This is a genomic window from Roseibium sp. JB4-4 (assembly GCF_055693425.1).
Genome location: NZ_CM146333.1, coordinates 759,374 through 776,544, shown reverse-complemented (window position 1 = coordinate 776,544; position 17,171 = coordinate 759,374). Strand labels below are relative to the sequence as shown.

The window sequence follows — 17,171 nt, the reverse complement described above, 5'->3', positions numbered from 1 at the left end:
GGTCCTAAACCTTTGTCATCACATAGGAACCCGGCGCTTCTTCCAGGATCTTGGTGCGATTGGCACCTGGTTTGCGTGCCTTTGCCAAAGTATCATCGTTTGAGCGGATCCATTGATCCCAGTAGGGCCACCAGGAGCCAGGATGTTCCTTGGCTTTTTTCAGCCAGTTTTCAAGCGTGCCCCGGGGTTCTCTTCCGGTCCAATACTGGTACTTCTTCTTGGCGGGCGGATTGACCACCCCGGCAATATGCCCTGACCCGGCAAGGACGTATTCAACTGGTCCGCCGAAACACCCAGACCCCACAAAGACGGACTTGGGAGGGGCGATGTGATCTTCTCGCGTTGCCAGATTGAAAATTGGGATCTTGACATCCTGCAGATCCAACGTCTCTCCGGCAATTTCCATTTCGCCCTTGGAGAGTTTGTTGTCGAGATAGCAATTGCGCAGGTAGAACGAATGATTGGCAGCCGGCATACGGGTGGAATCTGAATTCCAGTAGAGCAGGTCAAACGGGAATGGCTCTTTTCCCTTCAGATAGTTATTGACCACATAGGACCAGATAAGGTCATTTGACCGCAGCATGTTGAAGGCCGAGGACATTTTGGAGCCGTCCAGATACCCGTGTTCCTCCATGCGCTTTTCCAAAATGGAAATCTGTTCTTCGTCGACAAAAACTTTCAGATCACCGGCAAAGGTGAAATCGACCTGGGTCGTGAAAAAAGTCGAGGTCTTGATGCGATTATCGCCGGTACGGGCCATATAGGCGAGTGTGACGGCCAGCAACGTTCCGCCAACACAATATCCGATTGAGTTTACTTCCGATTGGCGTGTGGCTTTCTTGATGACGTCGAGCGTGTTGAGAATGCCTTCCTTCATATAGTGCTCAAAACTCTTCTGAGCCTGACGCTCGTCAGGGTTCACCCAGGAAATCACAAACACCGTATGTCCCTGGTCGACAGCCCATTTGATGAAGGATTTTTCGGGATTGAGATCGAGGATATAGAACTTGTTGATCCAGGGCGGAACAATCAGGAGAGGGCGCTTGAGGACCTCGGTTGTGGTCGGCGTGTACTGAACGACCTGACAGACGTCATTTTGGGAAATCACTTTGCCGGGCGTGTTGCCCAGATTATCACCGAGTTTGAATTTCGAGGGGTCTGTTTGCCTGATCTTCAGTTCGCCTTCACCGGTCTTCAGGTCCTCAACCAGGTGCTGCATGCCTTTGACCAGGTTTTCGCCGTTGCTCTCCATTGTCAGGCGCAGCAACTCGGGATTGGTCAAGACGAAGTTTGACGGCGAAACGGCGTTTGCGATTTGGGTAACGTAGAATTCTGCCTTGTGGCGCGTGTGTTCATCAAGCCCATGGGCGTCATGGACCATGTCCTCGGCCCATTTGCTCGTGATCAGATAGAGCTGCTTGATGAAATCGAAAAACTGATTGTTTTCCCAATCAGGATCGGCAAAACGCTTATCTCGCGGCGGTGTTTCGACTGCCGGTTCCGAGGCTTCTCCCATCATCCTCTTCAGCGATGAATTCCAGAGGTCGATGTAACCGCTCCAGAGGCGCGATTGCGCCTCGAATGCGCGCTGCGGATCGGATGTCCAGTATTCGCCCACCTGGGCCAAAGTTTTGACGACACCAGTCAACTCATCGGTCGACTCGTTTTTAATCTTGCCCTGTTCCCGAGGCTCGATATAGGCGGCGAGAGCTTTGCCGGCCTGTTCCAGTGTTTTTGCCAGATTTTGGGCAAAAGCTTCAGGATTGTTGATTATGTATTGCAACATCGGGTGCTGGCGATCGTCAGCCATTGGCAGAGGTTCCTCCGGTTTTTCGCGCCTCATCCGGTCTCCAATCCTGGCTCTCGAGACCGCGCGCGCTCAAATGCGTTATCTTGTTATAATCTTGCTGGTATTTTGAACTATCAGGTATCTATGACACAAGGGTGTGTTTCCGTCGATTGGATAAAAGCGGGGACCAAACAGCAGTTGTTGTCAGGCTCACTGGCCTGGATGAGCCATTGAAATCACATTCAGACTGAAAACGGTTGCCTTCTCTTGTGGAATCGCCTGAAAGCAGGATCAATTAATCGGACATTGCGACGGCCGCATGTTCGGCGGAGCGCACACCCGGAAAGGGCTAGGTGAAAATGCGAAACAGATGCGCAAACGTACTGGCATTGACGTTGCTGCTGGCGCTTGCCTCATGCGCAGTCGGGCCCGGAACGCCATTGGTTGACGCGCTTAAAACCGATCCCGGTCCGCGGAATACCAATGTACCCGCCCCCAAAGGCTATGGCGCCATTGTCAATGCAGGTGAGCCAAGAGGATTGATCAATCCCGAAGATCGAAAGCAGACGGAAGCTTATCTGGAATCGCTTGCAGGCGAATGAGACCGCACATCTGCGGTGTTGCATTTGCCTTGATCACGTCACGAAAGGACGTTTCTCGGCCGAAAGTGCAAGCGAGTTTCTTTCACGCATGACGGCGTACCAAAAAATCGCTCTAAATTGCCAGCATTTTAAAAGAAGGTATCGCGATGATAGGCTTTACCAAGTGGTTGGTTCCAGTCATGCGATCAGCACGCCTTTGAATTAAATCGGTTCATATTTTTCAGAGACCTCGTGCAGCCAAATTCCATCCAAATTTTAGATGATTTGGGACGCAAAGACGGGTGCGCAATCTGATCCGGCCTGCTAAAAGACCCCCGCCGCGTCCGCGTCAGGCCTCCCGCATTGGCGTCGACAGTAATGATATCTCGCAAGGAACCGCGCCATGGAGGAATTCCACAAGATCAAACGGCTGCCGCCGTATGTGTTCGAGCAAGTCAACCGTCTGAAAGCAAAGGCGCGCGGGGCGGGAGCGGACATTATTGATCTTGGCATGGGCAATCCGGATCTGGCGACACCGCAACACATCGTCGACAAGCTGACGGAAGTTGTCCAGGATCCTCGGACACACCGATATTCAGCTTCCAAAGGCATCAACGGATTGCGTAAGGCGCAAGCCGCTTATTATGAGCGCCGTTTTGGTGTGAAGCTCGATCCCGACACCCAGGTGATTGCGACGCTTGGCTCCAAGGAAGGCTTTGCCAATATGGCTCAAGCCATTTCCGCTCCTGGCGATGTGATCCTGAGCCCCAATCCCAGTTACCCGATCCACACGTTCGGCTTCCTGATGGCAGGAGCCTCCATCCGCAACATTCCAGCCGAGCCAGGCCCTTCGTTCTTTGAAGCCCTCGAAAGGGCGGTCATTCATTCGGTTCCGAAGCCAATTGCGATCATCCTATGCTATCCGGCCAACCCGACTGCATTTTGCGCTGATCTTGACTTCTATCGGGACGTGGTCGCATTTGCGCGCAAGCACAATATCTTCATTCTTTCAGATCTGGCCTATTCGGAAATCTACTTTGGCGACACGCCACCACCTTCGGTACTTCAGGTGCCCGGTGCGATGGATGTCACTGTTGAATTCACCTCGCTGTCCAAAACCTTTTCAATGCCGGGATGGCGCATGGGTTTTGCTGTCGGCAATGAAAGGCTTGTCGGTGCTTTATCGAGGGTAAAGTCCTACCTCGATTATGGTGCTTTCACTCCAATTCAGGTCGCCGCAGCTGCTGCCCTTAACGGTCCGGAGGACTGCATAAGGGAAACGCGGGAGACCTATAAGCGTCGGCGTGACGTGGTCGTGGAAAGCTTTGGCAGAGCTGGCTGGGACATTCCGGCACCGGAAGCAAGCATGTTTTGCTGGGCACCGATCCCGGCCAGTTTCCGGTCGCTCGGCAGTCTGGAGTTCTCGAAGCTTCTGCTGGAACGCGCAGAGGTCGCAGTCGCACCGGGAATCGGGTTTGGAGAACATGGCGACGACTATGTTCGCATCGGTCTGGTGGAAAACGAGCAGAGACTTCGTCAGGCCGCGAGAAATGTCCGCCGCTTCCTTGAAACCGCGGAGCAAAAGCTGCACAACGTCATCCCGCTCGATACCTCTGGTTAAACGGAACTGGATCCATTTCTCATATGTCTGAAACATTGAAAGTCGGCGTCGCTGGTCTGGGCACGGTAGGTGCGTCAGTCTTGCGCCTCTTGGCAAAACACGGGGGGCAAATTGCCCGCAAAACGGGGCGCGCGGTTTCCGTAACCGCTGTTAGCGCCCGCGACCGTAACAAGGATCGCGGTTTCGATGTTTCCGGATTCGAGTGGTTTACCGATCCCGTCGAAATGGCCGAACAAGGCGATATCGATATCTTTGTCGAATTGATTGGCGGAGACAGCGGTCCGGCGGAGGACAGTGTCCGGGCTGCCCTCGCGCGTGGCATTCATGTCGTGACGGCCAACAAGGCCTTGCTGGCCCGTCATGGTGTAGCTCTTGCCGAGATTGCAGAGGCCAATAGCGCTTGTCTTAACTATGAGGCGGCTGTCGCCGGTGGAATTCCGATCGTCAAGACTTTGCGGGAATCGATGTCAGGCAATGGCATAAGCCGCGTCTATGGAATTTTGAACGGCACGTGCAACTACATTCTGACACGGATGGAAGCCGATGGCATCAGCTTTGAAGATTGCCTGTCTGACGCTCAGCGGCTCGGATACGCCGAAGCTGATCCGACCTTCGACATCGAAGGCAACGACACTGCCCACAAGCTCGCCATTTTGACCAGCCTTGCATTCGGTACCAGGATTGCCAGTGATGATATCTATCTGGAAGGCATCACGTCCATTACGACGGAAGATATCCAGGCGGCGGATGAATTGGGTTACCGCATCAAGCTGCTCGGCGTTGCCCAACAGACCGAAACAGGCATAGAGCAACGTGTGCATCCGACAATGGTTCCGAAAAACTCGGCCATTGCGCAGGTCGATGGTGTTTTGAACGCCGTCGCGGTTGATGGAGACTTTGTCGGAGAAATCGTGCTGGCTGGTCCGGGCGCTGGCGGTGACGCGACCGCGTCGGCCGTCGTTGCGGATGTGGCGGATGTTGCCCGGGGTGACCGGACACCGGTGCTTGGCATGCCGGCTGTGGATCTCAAAGACTATCAGCGGGCACGGATGCGTTTGCATGAAGGCGGATACTACATTCGGCTTTCGGTCTATGACCGGCCCGGAGCCTTCGCAGAAATCGCTCATTGTATGGGCAATGCCGGCATTTCTCTGGAATCGATCGTTCAGAAACGGCACGCCGGCAGCGAGGCGCCTGGAAAATACGACGAAGACGCGCCTCAACCTGTCATACTGATCACTTATGAAACCACAGAAGTCGCCATCAAGGAGGCTCTGGAGGTGATCATGTCGAAAGGGGTTGTGGCCGAACAACCGCAAATGATTCGGATCGAAAACCTGAACTGATGTGTGTGTTCCCGCACAGGTGTCTTGCGGGCAAAGAGACTGGAGATGTTGATGTCCGAAACTGAAAATCAGCCGGCAAGTGGACTTGACCGAATTCTGACGTTGGAACTGGCGCGAGTCAGTGAAAGAGCGGCTGTTTCGGCTGCGCGTCTGCGTGGTCATGGCGATGAGATGGCGGCTGACCAGGCAGCAGTGGACGCAATGCGCCGGGAACTCAACCGGCTCCCGATCGACGGTACAGTGGTGATTGGCGAGGGCGAGCGCGACGAAGCTCCCATGCTGTATATCGGAGAAAATGTCGGAACCAAGCAAGGGCCGAAAGTCGATATCGCGCTGGATCCTTTGGAAGGCACGACTATTTGTGCCAAAAACCTGCCAAACTCACTGGCCGTCATTGCCTTGGCACCTGAAAATGATCTCCTCAATGCACCTGACAGCTATATGGACAAGATCGCGATTGGTCCCGGTTATCCCAAAGGTCTGATCGATCTTGATGCGCCAATTGCCGAGAACTTGGCGGCCGTCGCGAAAGAAAAAGGCGTCAAGATAGAAGAGATCACGGCCTGTGTTCTTGACCGTCCGCGTCATGCCAGGCTGATTGAGGAAATACGCGCCACTGGTGCTGCCATACGCCTTATCGGCGATGGCGATGTCGCAGGGGTCATTCATACAACTGATTCTGATGAAACCGGCATCGACATTTACGCTGGGATCGGAGGAGCGCCAGAAGGTGTTCTGGCAGCCGCTGCGCTTCGCTGTATCGGCGGCCAGATGCAATCCCGGCTCGTCATCACGCGTGATGAACAGGTTGAACGCGCGCACCGTATGGGTATTGAAGACATCAAGAAGAAATACACGCTTGAGGAAATGGCGGGGCCAGACGTGTTGTTTGCGGCGACTGGCGTAACTGACGGAAATTTCCTTCAAGGTGTTCGTTTTGGCCGAAACCATATCACCACACATACCGTGGTTATGCGCTCGTCCACAGGCACCGTTCGCTACATTAAGGCCCAGCACACGGATCTTGAAAAATTCCATTTGGATTAAGCCGGGACTGAATGATCGGGTTGACCGGAGATGAGGAACGGCGGCTTGTACTTGGGGTCGCCAAATCCGCAAATGACAACGCCTGGCGGGAACGGCTAAGTGCTGCCCAGGCCCGTTCCGCCATGGCCATATCCCAGCTGCATGGATTGCCCGATGTTTTGGCAAGAGTAATGGCGGCGAGGGACGTCGAGCCAGCAGACGCGAGCCAGTTTCTCGAACCTTCACTCAAAACACTGATGCCAGACCCGTCGACGCTGGTTGACCTTGACGCTGCCGTTCAAAGAGTTGCCGATGCGGTGAGCGCAGGCAAGAAAATAGCGATATTTGGCGACTATGATGTTGACGGTGCGACTTCGTCTGCAGTGTTCGCAAAATATCTGCAGTGGCTTGGCCTCGAACCCGTCATTCATATTCCCGACCGGATTATTGAGGGATATGGACCGAATGGGCCTGCCATTGAGGCGCTTCGCGCAGATGGGGCCGAACTGCTGGTCACGCTAGATTGCGGCAGCACGTCGTTCGAAGCTTTTGAAACTGCGGAAAATCTCGACCTTGATGTTGTTGTGATCGATCACCACCAGGTAGGTGAGACGTTGCCGTCCGTGGCTGCGCTGGTTAATCCCAATCGACAGGATGACCTGTCAAATCAAGGACACCTTGCAGCTGTTGGCGTAACGTTTCTTTTTCTGGTTGGTCTGAATAGGGAGATGAGACAGCGCGGTGCCTTTCAGGGGCGCAAAGAGCCTGACCTCATGGCATTGTTGGATCTTGTTGCGCTTGGCACTGTGTGTGACGTGGTGCCGCTCGTTGGCTTGAACCGTGCCTATGTCACACGCGGGTTGGCTGTGATGCATCAAAGGCGCAACTACGGTTTGACTGCTCTGTCGGATACCGCACGCGTCAGCGGCAAACCCGCGCCATATCACCTAGGTTTTTTGATCGGTCCACGCATCAATGCCGGCGGACGCATCGGCGATGCCGCGCTTGGGGCGAGGTTATTGACAACCGAAGATCCAATGGAAGCTCGTGCGATTGCTGAACGGCTCGATCAGCTCAATACGGAACGACAGGCGATGGAAGCGGTAATGCTGGAACAGGCCGGAGCGGAGGCCGTTTTGGCGATGGAAGAACGCGATCCGGCGGTTCTCCTGACCGGTTCTGAAGACTGGCATCCTGGTATCGTTGGCCTGATTGCATCGCGCCTGAAAGAAAGTCACCGACGTCCAGCCTTTGCTGTTGCCTATGACGAGACTGGCAAAGGAACGGGCTCCGGCCGCTCGATACCGGGCGTTGATTTGGGCAAGACCGTCCGCAAGGCCGTTGAAGACGGGTTGCTTGAAAAGGGAGGCGGGCACGCCATGGCTGCCGGATTGACGGTCCGTCGTGAGAATGCGGCCGAGTTGGAAGCATTCTTCAATGACGAATTGAAATCGGACGTCGAAGCTGCAACAGCGCATCGCAGTTTGAAGGTCGATGCGGCTTTGACCGGGACCGGTGCAACGCTCGACCTGCTGGAACTTCTCGAGCGGGCCGGCCCATACGGCGCTGGACATTCAGAGCCGGTATTCGCGTTTCCGGCACACCGGGTTTCTTTTGCTGACGTTGTTGGCAATGGTCACGTACGCGCGACGCTTGCCTCAGGTGACGGGACCGCGTTGAAAGCCATTTGTTTCAAGGCAGAAGACAAGCCGCACGGTCGTATGTTGCTTGAAAATCGAGGCCGAAACTTGCATGTCGCCGGCTCGCTCTCAATCGATACATGGCAAGGCACACCCAAGGTTCAACTTCGTATCCTGGACGTGGCCGATCCGCAGAAGACCCGCGTTTGATCTATTTCTCCTGAAGCGCCAGGCGAACCCCCATCGAGATGAATATCAATCCGACCACCTTGTTCTGCCATTTCACAACGGCCGGGTTCTTTTTCAGATAGTCTCCAAGAACACCGGCACTAACCGCAAAAACGACTGTGCTGATCAGGCCAAACGCAACGAAAATGAGTCCAAGAATGATCAGCTGTAGAAAGACCATTCCGTTTTCGGGTTGCACAAACTGAGGCAGAAACGAAAGGAAAAATAATGCTGTCTTCGGATTGAGTAACTCCGCGTAGACAGCTTGTCTAAATGCAGTGCCGGGCGTTACTGCAGGTATCTTAATGTCGGTTAGATTGTTGGATCGTGCCATGAGCGCCTTAACGCCCAAGTAGATCAGGTAGGCGGCACCAAGATACTTAATTACGTTGAAGAGAACCGCAGATGTTGCGATGATCGCCGATAGGCCGAGAACAGCCAAAAGTGTGTGGATCACATCACCAACCGCTATTCCTGCTCCTGTCGCAATCCCGGCTTTCGCACCCGATGTTGTTGCCCGGGTAACGGTAAGCAGCGTGGCAGGACCCGGTATGAAAACAAATCCTAGAACGATGATCACGTATGTCAGCAATATGGTGGGTTCGATCATGTTTGTTTGTCCTTGCGTGAGATGCCTGGATCCTATCAGGTCTTTTTGCGTTCGCCACAGGTGGCGGTAATGCCACATTAACCAAGCTCTAACGTCGCTGTCTTATGGTTGTGCTCACGAAGGAATCGTGAGGATCAGGCATGCGTGCTCAGAATGAGCTATCTCCGTATTTTGCGGAAATTGACCAGCGTACGACCCGCGCCCTGAAAGGGATACGCGAAGTGAGACGATCGGCCAAACTCAAAGCACTGCCGAAGGAACCCAAAGGGGTAATGATCGGGACAGGCTTTCTTGTTTTCCTGGCTGCCTTCATTGGATTGTTTTTGGATTAAAGCAATCAATCCCTGCGTCCGACCTGATACAATTGCGCCTGGATTACTAAATACGGTTTTCGGCAATCTTTTTTCTGGGTGCCATGACAGATTTTTCTATCGCGCTGTGGTCTTTCAATCTGAGCCGTGCACCTGGGTCTGTTGAAGAATTCTCTTCAATGATCGAAGAGGGTATGGCGCGTGCGGCGAATGCCGGTGCAGATCTTCTGGTGATGCCCGAATATGCCATTGAGTGCTGTCTTGCCTTCAAGCCTGAAGGGTTGGAGCCAAGAGAGGAAATGGCATTTCTTGCATCGATTGGCCGCCAGTTGCTACCTCACTTGTCCGCGCTTTCCAAGAAGTATGATCTTTCGCTTCTTGCCGGGAGCATGCCGGCCGAAACAAGGCTCGGCCTGACAAACACCGCATTCTTGCTTTCGCCCGATGGAAAGGTGCGTCACCAGGACAAATTGAGTCTGACACCATTTGAGCAGAGCCCGGATACCTGGCATCTGGTTCCGGGCAGCGATCTCAATATTTTTGAGATTAAAGGTGCAAGGGTTGCGGTATTGATCTGTTTGGACGTGGAAATGCCGGCGCTAAGCTGCTTGCTTGCAAAGCACAATCCGGATTTGATCCTTGTTCCTTCCATGACTGAAAAACTGTCCGGCTATCATCGAGTCTTTGGGTGCGCCAGGGCGAGAGCGGTGGAATTGATGTGCGCGGTCGCAGCTTGCGGCACCGTTGGGCGATCAGAGGGGACAACGCAAAACGAGACCAATGTCTCAGGGGCTGCGCTTTATTTGCCCTGTGAAGAAGAGTTTGGATTTACAGGAATAGGTGCAGAAACTCCGGCGACTGACGGCATAGATAAAAGCGAGCCCTTCCTGATCGTAAATGCTCCACTTAAGCAGCTTCGCAGTCTCAGGTCTGGGAATGCGGAAGTCTGGCCGGGAAACTGGACGGCAGACCATATTAAGACAGTCACCTGACAAAGCGGCGGCTGTAATTTTATCCCCGGGATCATGCGCACCAAGTGCACTTTTGTCTGGACGGACGCAGCGGAAATCTCTATATAGCGCGCAATCAAACGATTAGGTATGGAGATGGCGGACGCCAAAGCAATTTCGACTCAGGATCTCGTCCTGGCTGCAGGGTCTGGCAGGTTTGTTTTTCAAACCAGCCCGTCTGCAGATTGCTGCGCTGTGCGTCCGACCAGGAGAAAGTGAACCTGAAATTCTGCTGGTGTCCACCAGAGATACCGGGCGCATGATCTTGCCTAAAGGTTGGCCGGAAACCGACAAATCCGCCAGTGAAACCGCGAGCATTGAAGCTTATGAAGAAGCGGGTGTCATGGGTTTGGCTGATACAAGACCATTGGGGAGTTTTCGCTCGTTCAAAGGCTTGGCAAGCGGTTTGAAAATTCGAACCAAGGTGTTGGTTTTCAAAGTGCGATTCGAAAAACAGCTAAAGGATTTTCCTGAAATCGGACAAAGAAAATGTGTCTGGTCACCGGTTTCTGAGGCCATGAAACTGGCTGATGAAGCTTCGTTGCGGCGTTTTCTGCGTCGTCACAGATCCGAAATTTCCTGATCCTGACATCAGACAAATTGTTTCAGGTATAGCTGCAGTTTGGTCTGAAAATGCGGGTCATTGGTAATACGGCTGAAGACTGGCCACTCGATAAACGTTGCCGTCTCGCGCGCTATGAGCGCACATCGGCGCATCAGGATTGCACTAATTGCTGACACGCAAGGACGCCAGACAGAAAGCACTCGACAAGGATCTCGACAGATTGGGATTCGTCGGAGATGCAGCTGAAGCCATGGGGCGCCGGCTAAGCGGTCCAGGGCTGGCGATAGTATTCGTGGCCCTCTGCGCAGCCGTGGCTGGTACACAAGTCATTTCCGCAACCTATTCCGATGTTTTTATCCTCGTCGCCGCAAGTGCAATTGGCGGCTACATGGCTTTGAACATCGGTGCGAATGACGTTGCCAACAATGTTGGCCCAGCTGTTGGTGCGCGCGTCGTCAGCTTGACGAGTGCATTGATCATCGCCGCGATTTGTGAAAGTGCAGGGGCCTTGCTTGCCGGTAATGAAGTCATGTCGACCGTTTCGAGCGAAATACTCAGTCCGAACGACGTCACGGACAACTTCGACTTTATGAAAGCAATGTTGACTGCCATGGCCGCCGCTGCGTTGTGGATCAATTTTGCAACGTTGATCGGAGCACCCGTGTCGACAACTCACTCAATTATCGGAGGCATTGTTGGTGCGGGCATTGCCGCCAGTGGATTTTCGGCGATCAATTGGACCACGATTTCGACGATTGCAGTCACCTGGATTTTCTCGCCGGTTCTGGGCGGGCTGATTGGTGCCGGACTGATGGCATTCATCAATGCGCGAGTGGTTTATTCCAAGAACCGGATAGAAGCGGCAAGGTTTTGGTTGCCGCTGCTGCTTGGTGCCATGGGAGCAACGTTTTGTGCCTATTTGACGCTCAAGGTGTCCGGCCGATTGGTCGAATTGCCTGTGTGGCTCACGATCTTTCTTCCGGCGTCCACCGGGATACTTGTCTGGCGCATCTACAAGGCCGTTGTTTTTACACAAACGGAAAGCATGGAGGTATTTGCCCATAGTGGTGCCAGCGCCCTGAAGGGTCTTTTTGCAATTCCGTTGATGGTGACCGCAGCGCTCTTGTCATTTGCTCATGGCGCCAATGACGTAGCAAATGCAATCGGCCCGCTTGCCGCGATCGTTCTCAGCCAATCAAAGGAGTTCACTGATTTGAGCTTCTGGTTCATGGGAACCCTGAACCCTGTAATCCCGATTTGGGTGAGTGCAGTAGGCGCATTCGGTATCTCGGCGGGTCTGCTTTTGTTTGGACGAAGGCTGATTACGGTTGTCGGAAAAAAGATCACAAAACTCAGCCCGATCAGGGCCTTTTGTGTAACTCTGGCAACTGCAGCGACCGTTTTGGCCGCGTCCGCGTTCGGTCTACCGGTGTCTTCCACCCATATAGCAGTTGGCGCTGTATTTGGTGTTGGGTTTTACCGGGAATGGTACCGAAACCGCTATGTCGCCGATGACGGCATCATGAAACCGAGAAAACAGCTGCAAAACAGGGAAGAGCGTCAGCGCCGCCTTTTGGTTCGTCGTGCGAATCTGATGACGATTGTTGCAGCCTGGACCGTGACTGTCCCAGCGGCCGCGATGTTGGCAGCGGCTCTTTTTGGATTTCTCAAGATGATAATTTCTTGATGTGTTGATAAGACAATTCACTCCGAGGTGGCCTCAACACCTTTTGCAAGGTGAGCTGCGGGTTCCAGGGTGAGATTGGCCCAAACAGGCAAGTGGTCGGATGCAACACGGGCTGTCTTGGATTTGTGAACACCTGCTTGCGTAACTGTAAATTCCGGGCTCGTGATGATCCGATCCAGGCTGCCGACGGGCATTGGACTGGGGAAGCTTCGTCCAGGGGTCGTCACTTCGTAGTGTTTCTCGAATAACTTGATGCTTCCGGAAGTATCACGCCATTCGTTCAGATCACCGATCAGTACCGTGGGCAGGTAGTCCAAATGCTCGTGCAGCTGATGCATGAGCGACGTAATCTGTTTTTTCCGGAAATGCCCGACAAGACTGAGATGCATGGCCGCAATCCGGAATTTCTTGCCAGCGACCATCAGGTCGGCAGTGACCGCGCCTCGCGGTTCAAGTTTCGGCAGATCAATCCTTTGATAGCTCAAGACACTTATGTTGTTGCGAACGAGGAGTGCGTTCCCGTGCCAGCCAAGGCTCTTCTCACTGGTTCCGAATGGAACTGGACGATAATCGGTTTCCGCAACAATGCTGCTTCTGTCCAAGGTGCTCTCTCTTGGTCCGAAGCGTTTATCGGCTTCTTGAAGCGCTAGTATATCGCAATCCAGTTCTCGGATAACTTTCAGCGTCCGGTCCGGTCTTCGCCGTGCATCCACGCCAATTGCTTTTTGTATGTTGTAGGAACCGATTTTCAGCATCCCAGCAATTGGCTGGGTTTTGCTCTATTTTGCAAGTGGTTGGGCAAGGAATTCAGCAAAATTGGTCTGTTCTCGCGGGGGGAACCGCGAATACAGGGTCTTCATTGCCGGAAGTTTGTTCAGGCTGCATTCAATTCTGAGGCCGATTGCACAAGCAGTCCGGACACATAGTCCATGAACGACACCCAGGCTTCAACGACAAAGGCTTCGTCACCTATGCGCCATACCATCACTGGAGACTTGTGAAATATCGTCCTTGATACGGTCCCGACGGGAAACGCATCAATCGAAAAATCGACGAAAATCCCGGTGTTCAGCAACCAGGCTGCCCTTTGTCCACTCACGATAATTGCCTCGGAACGTTCTGAGACATCAACGAGCGAGTGAGGTTCGGCTCCGAGTTTCCCTTCAATATCGGAAACTACAGACTGAGAAGTGTTCTCCGGTGCGAATAGCGTCCATTCATCAGGGCCCATCCAAAGGGCTGCGCGTTTGTCCGCGGTAGCAGAACTCAAAGGCAGGACCGGAAGGTCAACACCAAAGGCAGATCCGGCGGCCTTTAGCGATGCTTCCCGCAAGCGGAGCGATAACCGCGTGAGCGGGGCCGCCTTGAGAATCGAAACCTCATTGATACTGAGCAGGGGAGGTTCTCCGGCGTCCGGCGTGATGAGGTCGCTTGCCATTAGGTCAGACATTGAGCCGTGCTCCTTCCTTGTCATAGAACACCGGTCCGGTGACTTCTACCGGTATGCTGCCGTCTGGCATGGGCACGTAAAGGGTTTTGCCTTCGAGGGCATGACCGTTTTTGACAATCGCAAGTGCAATGCTTCTGTCGAGCGCTGGACTGAAATAAGAGGAGGTTACGTGACCCTCGGCCGGTGTCCCGATTGCCGGGTTCTCGGCTGTGGTAATTTGAGCCCCTTCTTCGAGCTTAACTTTGGGATCCTTGGTCAAAAGGCCGACAAACTGCTTGCGATTGTCAGCAACAAGGTCGGGTCTATCAAGACCGCGCTTGCCGACGAAGTCTGCTTTTTTCTTGCCGATTGCCCAGCTCATACCGGCATCTCGTGGTGTCACGGTACCGTCTGTGTCCTGACCGACGATAATATAGCCCTTTTCTGCACGAAGAACGTGCATGCTTTCGGTTCCGTATGCCGTGCCGCCAAATTTCTCGATTTCCTTGGCCAGTGTTTCCCACATCATTTTGCCATGGCGTCGGGAAACGTTGATTTCAAAGCCGAGTTCTCCAGTGAATGAAATTCGGAACAAACGACAAGGAACGCCGCAGAATGTTGCCTCTTTAACGCTCATATGAGGCAGGGCATCCGCAGAAAGGTCAACACCCTCCATAAAAGGTGCTAGGACGTCGCGCGCTTTTGGTCCTTGCAAAGCTGCAACAGCGTATTGCTCAGTGGTGGAGGTGATCCACACATCCAGTTCCGGCCATTCTGTCTGCAGATAGTCTTCCATTGTGGCAAACACGCTTGGCGCTCCGCCAGTCGTCGTGGTGACGTGAAAACGATCTTCCGCCAGACGGCCAATGACACCGTCATCTGTAATGAAACCGGCATCATTCAACAACAGACCGTAGCGGCAACGTCCGGGCGCCAGTTTCTTCCAGGGATTGGTATACATCCGCTCCAGGAACTCGGCTGCATCCGGACCGACCACCTCGATCTTGCCGAGGGTTGATGCATCAAAGAGGCCAACGCTTTCGCGAACCGTTTTGCATTCACGTGCGACGGCTGCGTGCATTTCTTCACCATTTTTGGGGAAGTACCAGGTGCGTTTCCACTGGCCAACATCTTCAAAAACGCCGCCATTCTCAACCACCCAATCGTGCGACGGTGTCTTGCGAACTGGATCGAAATAGTCACCGCGTGCAACACCTGCAAAAAGGCCGAAAGTCGTCGGCGTGTATGGCAGGCGGAATGTTGTCAAACCTACATCAGTTACGGATCGGTCCAGCGAATCCGACGCAATTTGCAACGCATTCATGTTGGACAAACGACCCTGGTCGGTCGCCATGCCGGTTGTCGTGTAGCGTTTGATATGTTCGATGGATTGCATGCCTTCACGCACGGCTAGCTTAACGTCCTTTGCCGTAACGTCGTTTTGATAGTCGACAAATGCCTTGACGCGCGACGCATTTCGATCGTGAGGGAGCGCTCCGAGCGTTCCACCCGTTCCGGCTTCACCCCCGGTCGCGGTTGCATAAGACACCTTTGCGGATTTGCCAATGGCGGCCTTGGCAGCTTCCTCTCCGGCAGCATATCCGTCTTCCAGAACCGCTTGAAGGCCATAAAGTCCCTTGGAAGCACCCGCTGAGCGTTCTCGTTGAACTGAAGCCCCTGGAATGTAGGCACCTTTGTCTGAATCCCAGACCACCTTACCGCGAGACTGTGAGTAGAGACTGACAGTTGGTGTCCAGCCACCGGACATCAGCAAGGCGTCACAGGAAATCTGACCTCCGGAGGCGACATTTCCCGATGTCATCATGCGCCCGAGCAACGCTGCCTTGACCCGTTTCCGGCCAAGTGTGCCGGTTACCATGCATCCCGCCTCGACGCGAATTCCTCGCGCTTTGGCAATTGCCATCAGGTTCTCAGGTGGGGTTTCGCGCAAGTCCACGATGCCGGCAACTTCAACGCCATGGTCAGCGAGATCGAAAGCGGTTTGCCAGGCTGTGTCGCAAGCTGCCGCCACCAGAACCTTGTGCCCAACCTTGACGCCATACCGGTTCAGGTAGGTTCGTCCGGCTTCCGCGAGCATGATGCCCGGTCGATCATTTTCAGGAAAGATCATGGGGCGCTCGATCGCACCCGAAGCGATCACCACTTCCTTGGCGCGTACCTGCCACAGGCGTTCACGCGGCAGTTTGGGATCAGGATTGGGCAGGTGCTCCGTGACGCGTTCTGCAAGGGCCAGATAATTATGGGCGAAGTAGCCGAAAGCTGTCGTGCGCGGCAGGAGCGTGACATTGTCCATCTGCCCAAGCTTGCCGATTGTTTCAGCTATCCACTCCAACGGGTCCTTTCCGTCGATGCTTGCACTGACTTCGCTGAGCAGTGACCCGCCAAATTCGGATTGCTCATCACAGAGGATGACTTTAGCGCCTGTCTCAGAGGCAGCAAGTGCTGCGGCAAGACCGGCTGGACCGGATCCGGCGATCAAAACATCACAATGGGCGTAAATGTTGCCGTAAGTGTCCTGGTCAGGCGTCTTTGGTGGTTTGCCAAGACCGGCCGCGGCGCGGATGACAGGCTCATAAACGCGATCCCAGAACGCCTTCGGCCACATAAAGGTCTTGTAGTAGAAGCCAGCCGGGAAAAGTGGCGATAGCAGGTCGTTTACGGCTCCCACGTCAAAGCCGAGTGATGGAAACCGGTTCTGAGAGATGGCCTCCAGACCCTGATAGAGTTCCACCTGGGTCGCTCGCAGGTTCGGCGTCTGGTCTCCGTGCCGGTAAATGCCGACCAAAGCATTCGGTTCCTCCGAGCCGGACGTCACGATGCCGCGTGGCCGGTGATATTTGAAGGAACGGCCAACCAGGTGCACACCGTTGGCAAGAAGCGCCGAAGCGAGCGTATCGCCCTGGTGCCCCTGCAGTTCCTCACCGTCAAAGGTAAAGGTCAATTGTTCGGTCCGGTTTATCCGGCCACCTTTTTCCGTACGGAAGGGCTGGCTCATTTGCCGGCCTCCTTGGCAAGAGCTTCAAGGTCCGGCATCGGTTCACCGGCCTTGTAAAATTTAAGAAAATTGTCGCTGACAGTATCTCGCACGGCGTTGAAAAATCGGCCGCATCCGTGAATATGCCGCCAACGTTCGGCATATATGCCTTTGGTGTTGGAGCGCATGTAGAGGTAGTGGACCCAGTCTTCGTCACTGGTCTGCGAAGGGTCGGACGGACGGGCGATATGGGCTTCCCCGCGACAGGAAAACTCCGTTTCCGCGCGTTCCACTTTGCAATAGGGGCAGTAAACCAGCAGCATCTCGAAAATC

15 protein-coding genes are annotated in these 17,171 nt (G+C 54.1%); 9 read left to right on the top strand and 6 right to left on the bottom strand.

The window, feature by feature from the left end; all coding sequences use genetic code 11:
* Positions 1 to 4 precede the first annotated feature (4 nt).
* A complete protein-coding gene (locus tag ACZ1HV_RS03565) occupies positions 5 to 1,843 on the bottom strand; it encodes a PHA/PHB synthase family protein (protein WP_472717335.1) in 1,839 nt (612 codons plus the stop codon).
* 299 nt (positions 1,844 to 2,142) lie between these two features.
* Here ACZ1HV_RS03565 and ACZ1HV_RS03560 point away from each other — a divergent pair, with 299 nt between their 5' ends.
* From ACZ1HV_RS03560 to recJ, 5 genes are all read left to right on the top strand, one after another.
* Positions 2,143 to 2,391: a hypothetical protein gene (locus ACZ1HV_RS03560; RefSeq protein WP_298820822.1), complete on the top strand. Its 249-nt coding sequence runs from the start codon at positions 2,143 to 2,145 to the stop codon at positions 2,389 to 2,391.
* Positions 2,392 to 2,773: 382 nt separating this feature from the next.
* A complete protein-coding gene (locus ACZ1HV_RS03555) occupies positions 2,774 to 3,991 on the top strand; it encodes an LL-diaminopimelate aminotransferase (RefSeq protein WP_298965220.1) in 1,218 nt (405 codons plus the stop codon).
* A gap of 23 nt (positions 3,992 to 4,014) precedes the next feature.
* Positions 4,015 to 5,337, top strand: a complete 1,323-nt coding sequence (locus ACZ1HV_RS03550) for a homoserine dehydrogenase (protein WP_298820818.1) — start codon at positions 4,015 to 4,017, stop codon at positions 5,335 to 5,337.
* Positions 5,338 to 5,388: 51 nt separating this feature from the next.
* Positions 5,389 to 6,384, top strand: a complete 996-nt coding sequence (glpX, locus tag ACZ1HV_RS03545) for a class II fructose-bisphosphatase (protein ID WP_298820816.1) — start codon at positions 5,389 to 5,391, stop codon at positions 6,382 to 6,384.
* Between the two features lie 11 nt (positions 6,385 to 6,395).
* Positions 6,396 to 8,213, top strand: a complete 1,818-nt coding sequence (gene recJ / locus ACZ1HV_RS03540) for a single-stranded-DNA-specific exonuclease RecJ (protein ID WP_472717334.1) — start codon at positions 6,396 to 6,398, stop codon at positions 8,211 to 8,213.
* 1 nt (position 8,214) lies between these two features.
* On the opposite strand, the gene ACZ1HV_RS03535 is transcribed toward recJ, so the two are convergent.
* Positions 8,215 to 8,841, bottom strand: coding sequence for a LysE family translocator (locus ACZ1HV_RS03535; protein WP_472717333.1), 627 nt, complete (start codon positions 8,839 to 8,841; stop codon positions 8,215 to 8,217).
* A 140-nt stretch (positions 8,842 to 8,981) separates the two neighbouring features.
* Here ACZ1HV_RS03535 and ACZ1HV_RS03530 point away from each other — a divergent pair, with 140 nt between their 5' ends.
* From ACZ1HV_RS03530 to ACZ1HV_RS03515, 4 genes are all read left to right on the top strand, one after another.
* The gene (locus ACZ1HV_RS03530) at positions 8,982 to 9,173 is read left to right on the top strand and encodes a hypothetical protein (RefSeq protein WP_298820810.1); all 192 of its coding nucleotides are present in this window, start codon (positions 8,982 to 8,984) and stop codon (positions 9,171 to 9,173) included.
* A gap of 83 nt (positions 9,174 to 9,256) precedes the next feature.
* On the top strand, positions 9,257 to 10,144 hold the full coding sequence (locus tag ACZ1HV_RS03525; protein ID WP_472717332.1) for a nitrilase-related carbon-nitrogen hydrolase: 888 nt from the start codon (positions 9,257 to 9,259) through the stop codon (positions 10,142 to 10,144).
* A gap of 253 nt (positions 10,145 to 10,397) precedes the next feature.
* A complete protein-coding gene (locus ACZ1HV_RS03520; protein ID WP_472717331.1) occupies positions 10,398 to 10,745 on the top strand; it encodes an NUDIX hydrolase in 348 nt (115 codons plus the stop codon).
* Between the two features lie 148 nt (positions 10,746 to 10,893).
* On the top strand, positions 10,894 to 12,414 hold the full coding sequence (locus ACZ1HV_RS03515; RefSeq protein ID WP_298982079.1) for an inorganic phosphate transporter: 1,521 nt from the start codon (positions 10,894 to 10,896) through the stop codon (positions 12,412 to 12,414).
* A gap of 17 nt (positions 12,415 to 12,431) precedes the next feature.
* On the opposite strand, the gene ACZ1HV_RS03510 is transcribed toward ACZ1HV_RS03515, so the two are convergent.
* The 4 genes from ACZ1HV_RS03510 to ACZ1HV_RS03495 form a co-directional block, all read right to left on the bottom strand.
* Positions 12,432 to 13,169, bottom strand: a complete 738-nt coding sequence (locus tag ACZ1HV_RS03510; RefSeq protein ID WP_472717330.1) for an endonuclease/exonuclease/phosphatase family protein — start codon at positions 13,167 to 13,169, stop codon at positions 12,432 to 12,434.
* Between the two features lie 119 nt (positions 13,170 to 13,288).
* Positions 13,289 to 13,864: a sarcosine oxidase subunit gamma gene (locus ACZ1HV_RS03505; RefSeq protein WP_472717329.1), complete on the bottom strand. Its 576-nt coding sequence runs from the start codon at positions 13,862 to 13,864 to the stop codon at positions 13,289 to 13,291.
* Positions 13,857 to 16,859: a sarcosine oxidase subunit alpha family protein gene (locus ACZ1HV_RS03500; protein ID WP_472717328.1), complete on the bottom strand. Its 3,003-nt coding sequence runs from the start codon at positions 16,857 to 16,859 to the stop codon at positions 13,857 to 13,859. Before ACZ1HV_RS03500 ends, ACZ1HV_RS03505 begins: the two co-directional genes overlap by 8 nt.
* The gene (locus tag ACZ1HV_RS03495) at positions 16,856 to 17,161 is read right to left on the bottom strand and encodes a sarcosine oxidase subunit delta (RefSeq protein WP_298965199.1); all 306 of its coding nucleotides are present in this window, start codon (positions 17,159 to 17,161) and stop codon (positions 16,856 to 16,858) included. Before ACZ1HV_RS03495 ends, ACZ1HV_RS03500 begins: the two co-directional genes overlap by 4 nt.
* Positions 17,162 to 17,171: the final 10 nt, after the last annotated feature.

Bases quoted from the DNA above. Each gene is read 5' to 3' on its own strand.
- ACZ1HV_RS03565 (WP_472717335.1), bottom strand. From the start codon at position 1,843: ATGAGGCGCGAAAAACCGGAGGAACCTCTGCCAATGGCTGACGATCGC.
- ACZ1HV_RS03510 (WP_472717330.1), bottom strand. From the start codon at position 13,169: ATGCTGAAAATCGGTTCCTACAACATACAAAAAGCAATTGGCGTGGAT.
- ACZ1HV_RS03550 (WP_298820818.1), top strand. From the start codon at position 4,015: ATGTCTGAAACATTGAAAGTCGGCGTCGCTGGTCTGGGCACGGTAGGT.
- ACZ1HV_RS03555 (WP_298965220.1), top strand. From the start codon at position 2,774: ATGGAGGAATTCCACAAGATCAAACGGCTGCCGCCGTATGTGTTCGAG.
- ACZ1HV_RS03505 (WP_472717329.1), bottom strand. From the start codon at position 13,864: ATGTCTGACCTAATGGCAAGCGACCTCATCACGCCGGACGCCGGAGAA.
- glpX (WP_298820816.1), top strand. From the start codon at position 5,389: ATGTCCGAAACTGAAAATCAGCCGGCAAGTGGACTTGACCGAATTCTG.
- ACZ1HV_RS03530 (WP_298820810.1), top strand. From the start codon at position 8,982: ATGCGTGCTCAGAATGAGCTATCTCCGTATTTTGCGGAAATTGACCAG.
- ACZ1HV_RS03535 (WP_472717333.1), bottom strand. From the start codon at position 8,841: ATGATCGAACCCACCATATTGCTGACATACGTGATCATCGTTCTAGGA.
- ACZ1HV_RS03495 (WP_298965199.1), bottom strand. From the start codon at position 17,161: ATGCTGCTGGTTTACTGCCCCTATTGCAAAGTGGAACGCGCGGAAACG.
- recJ (WP_472717334.1), top strand. From the start codon at position 6,396: ATGATCGGGTTGACCGGAGATGAGGAACGGCGGCTTGTACTTGGGGTC.
- ACZ1HV_RS03525 (WP_472717332.1), top strand. From the start codon at position 9,257: ATGACAGATTTTTCTATCGCGCTGTGGTCTTTCAATCTGAGCCGTGCA.
- ACZ1HV_RS03500 (WP_472717328.1), bottom strand. From the start codon at position 16,859: ATGAGCCAGCCCTTCCGTACGGAAAAAGGTGGCCGGATAAACCGGACC.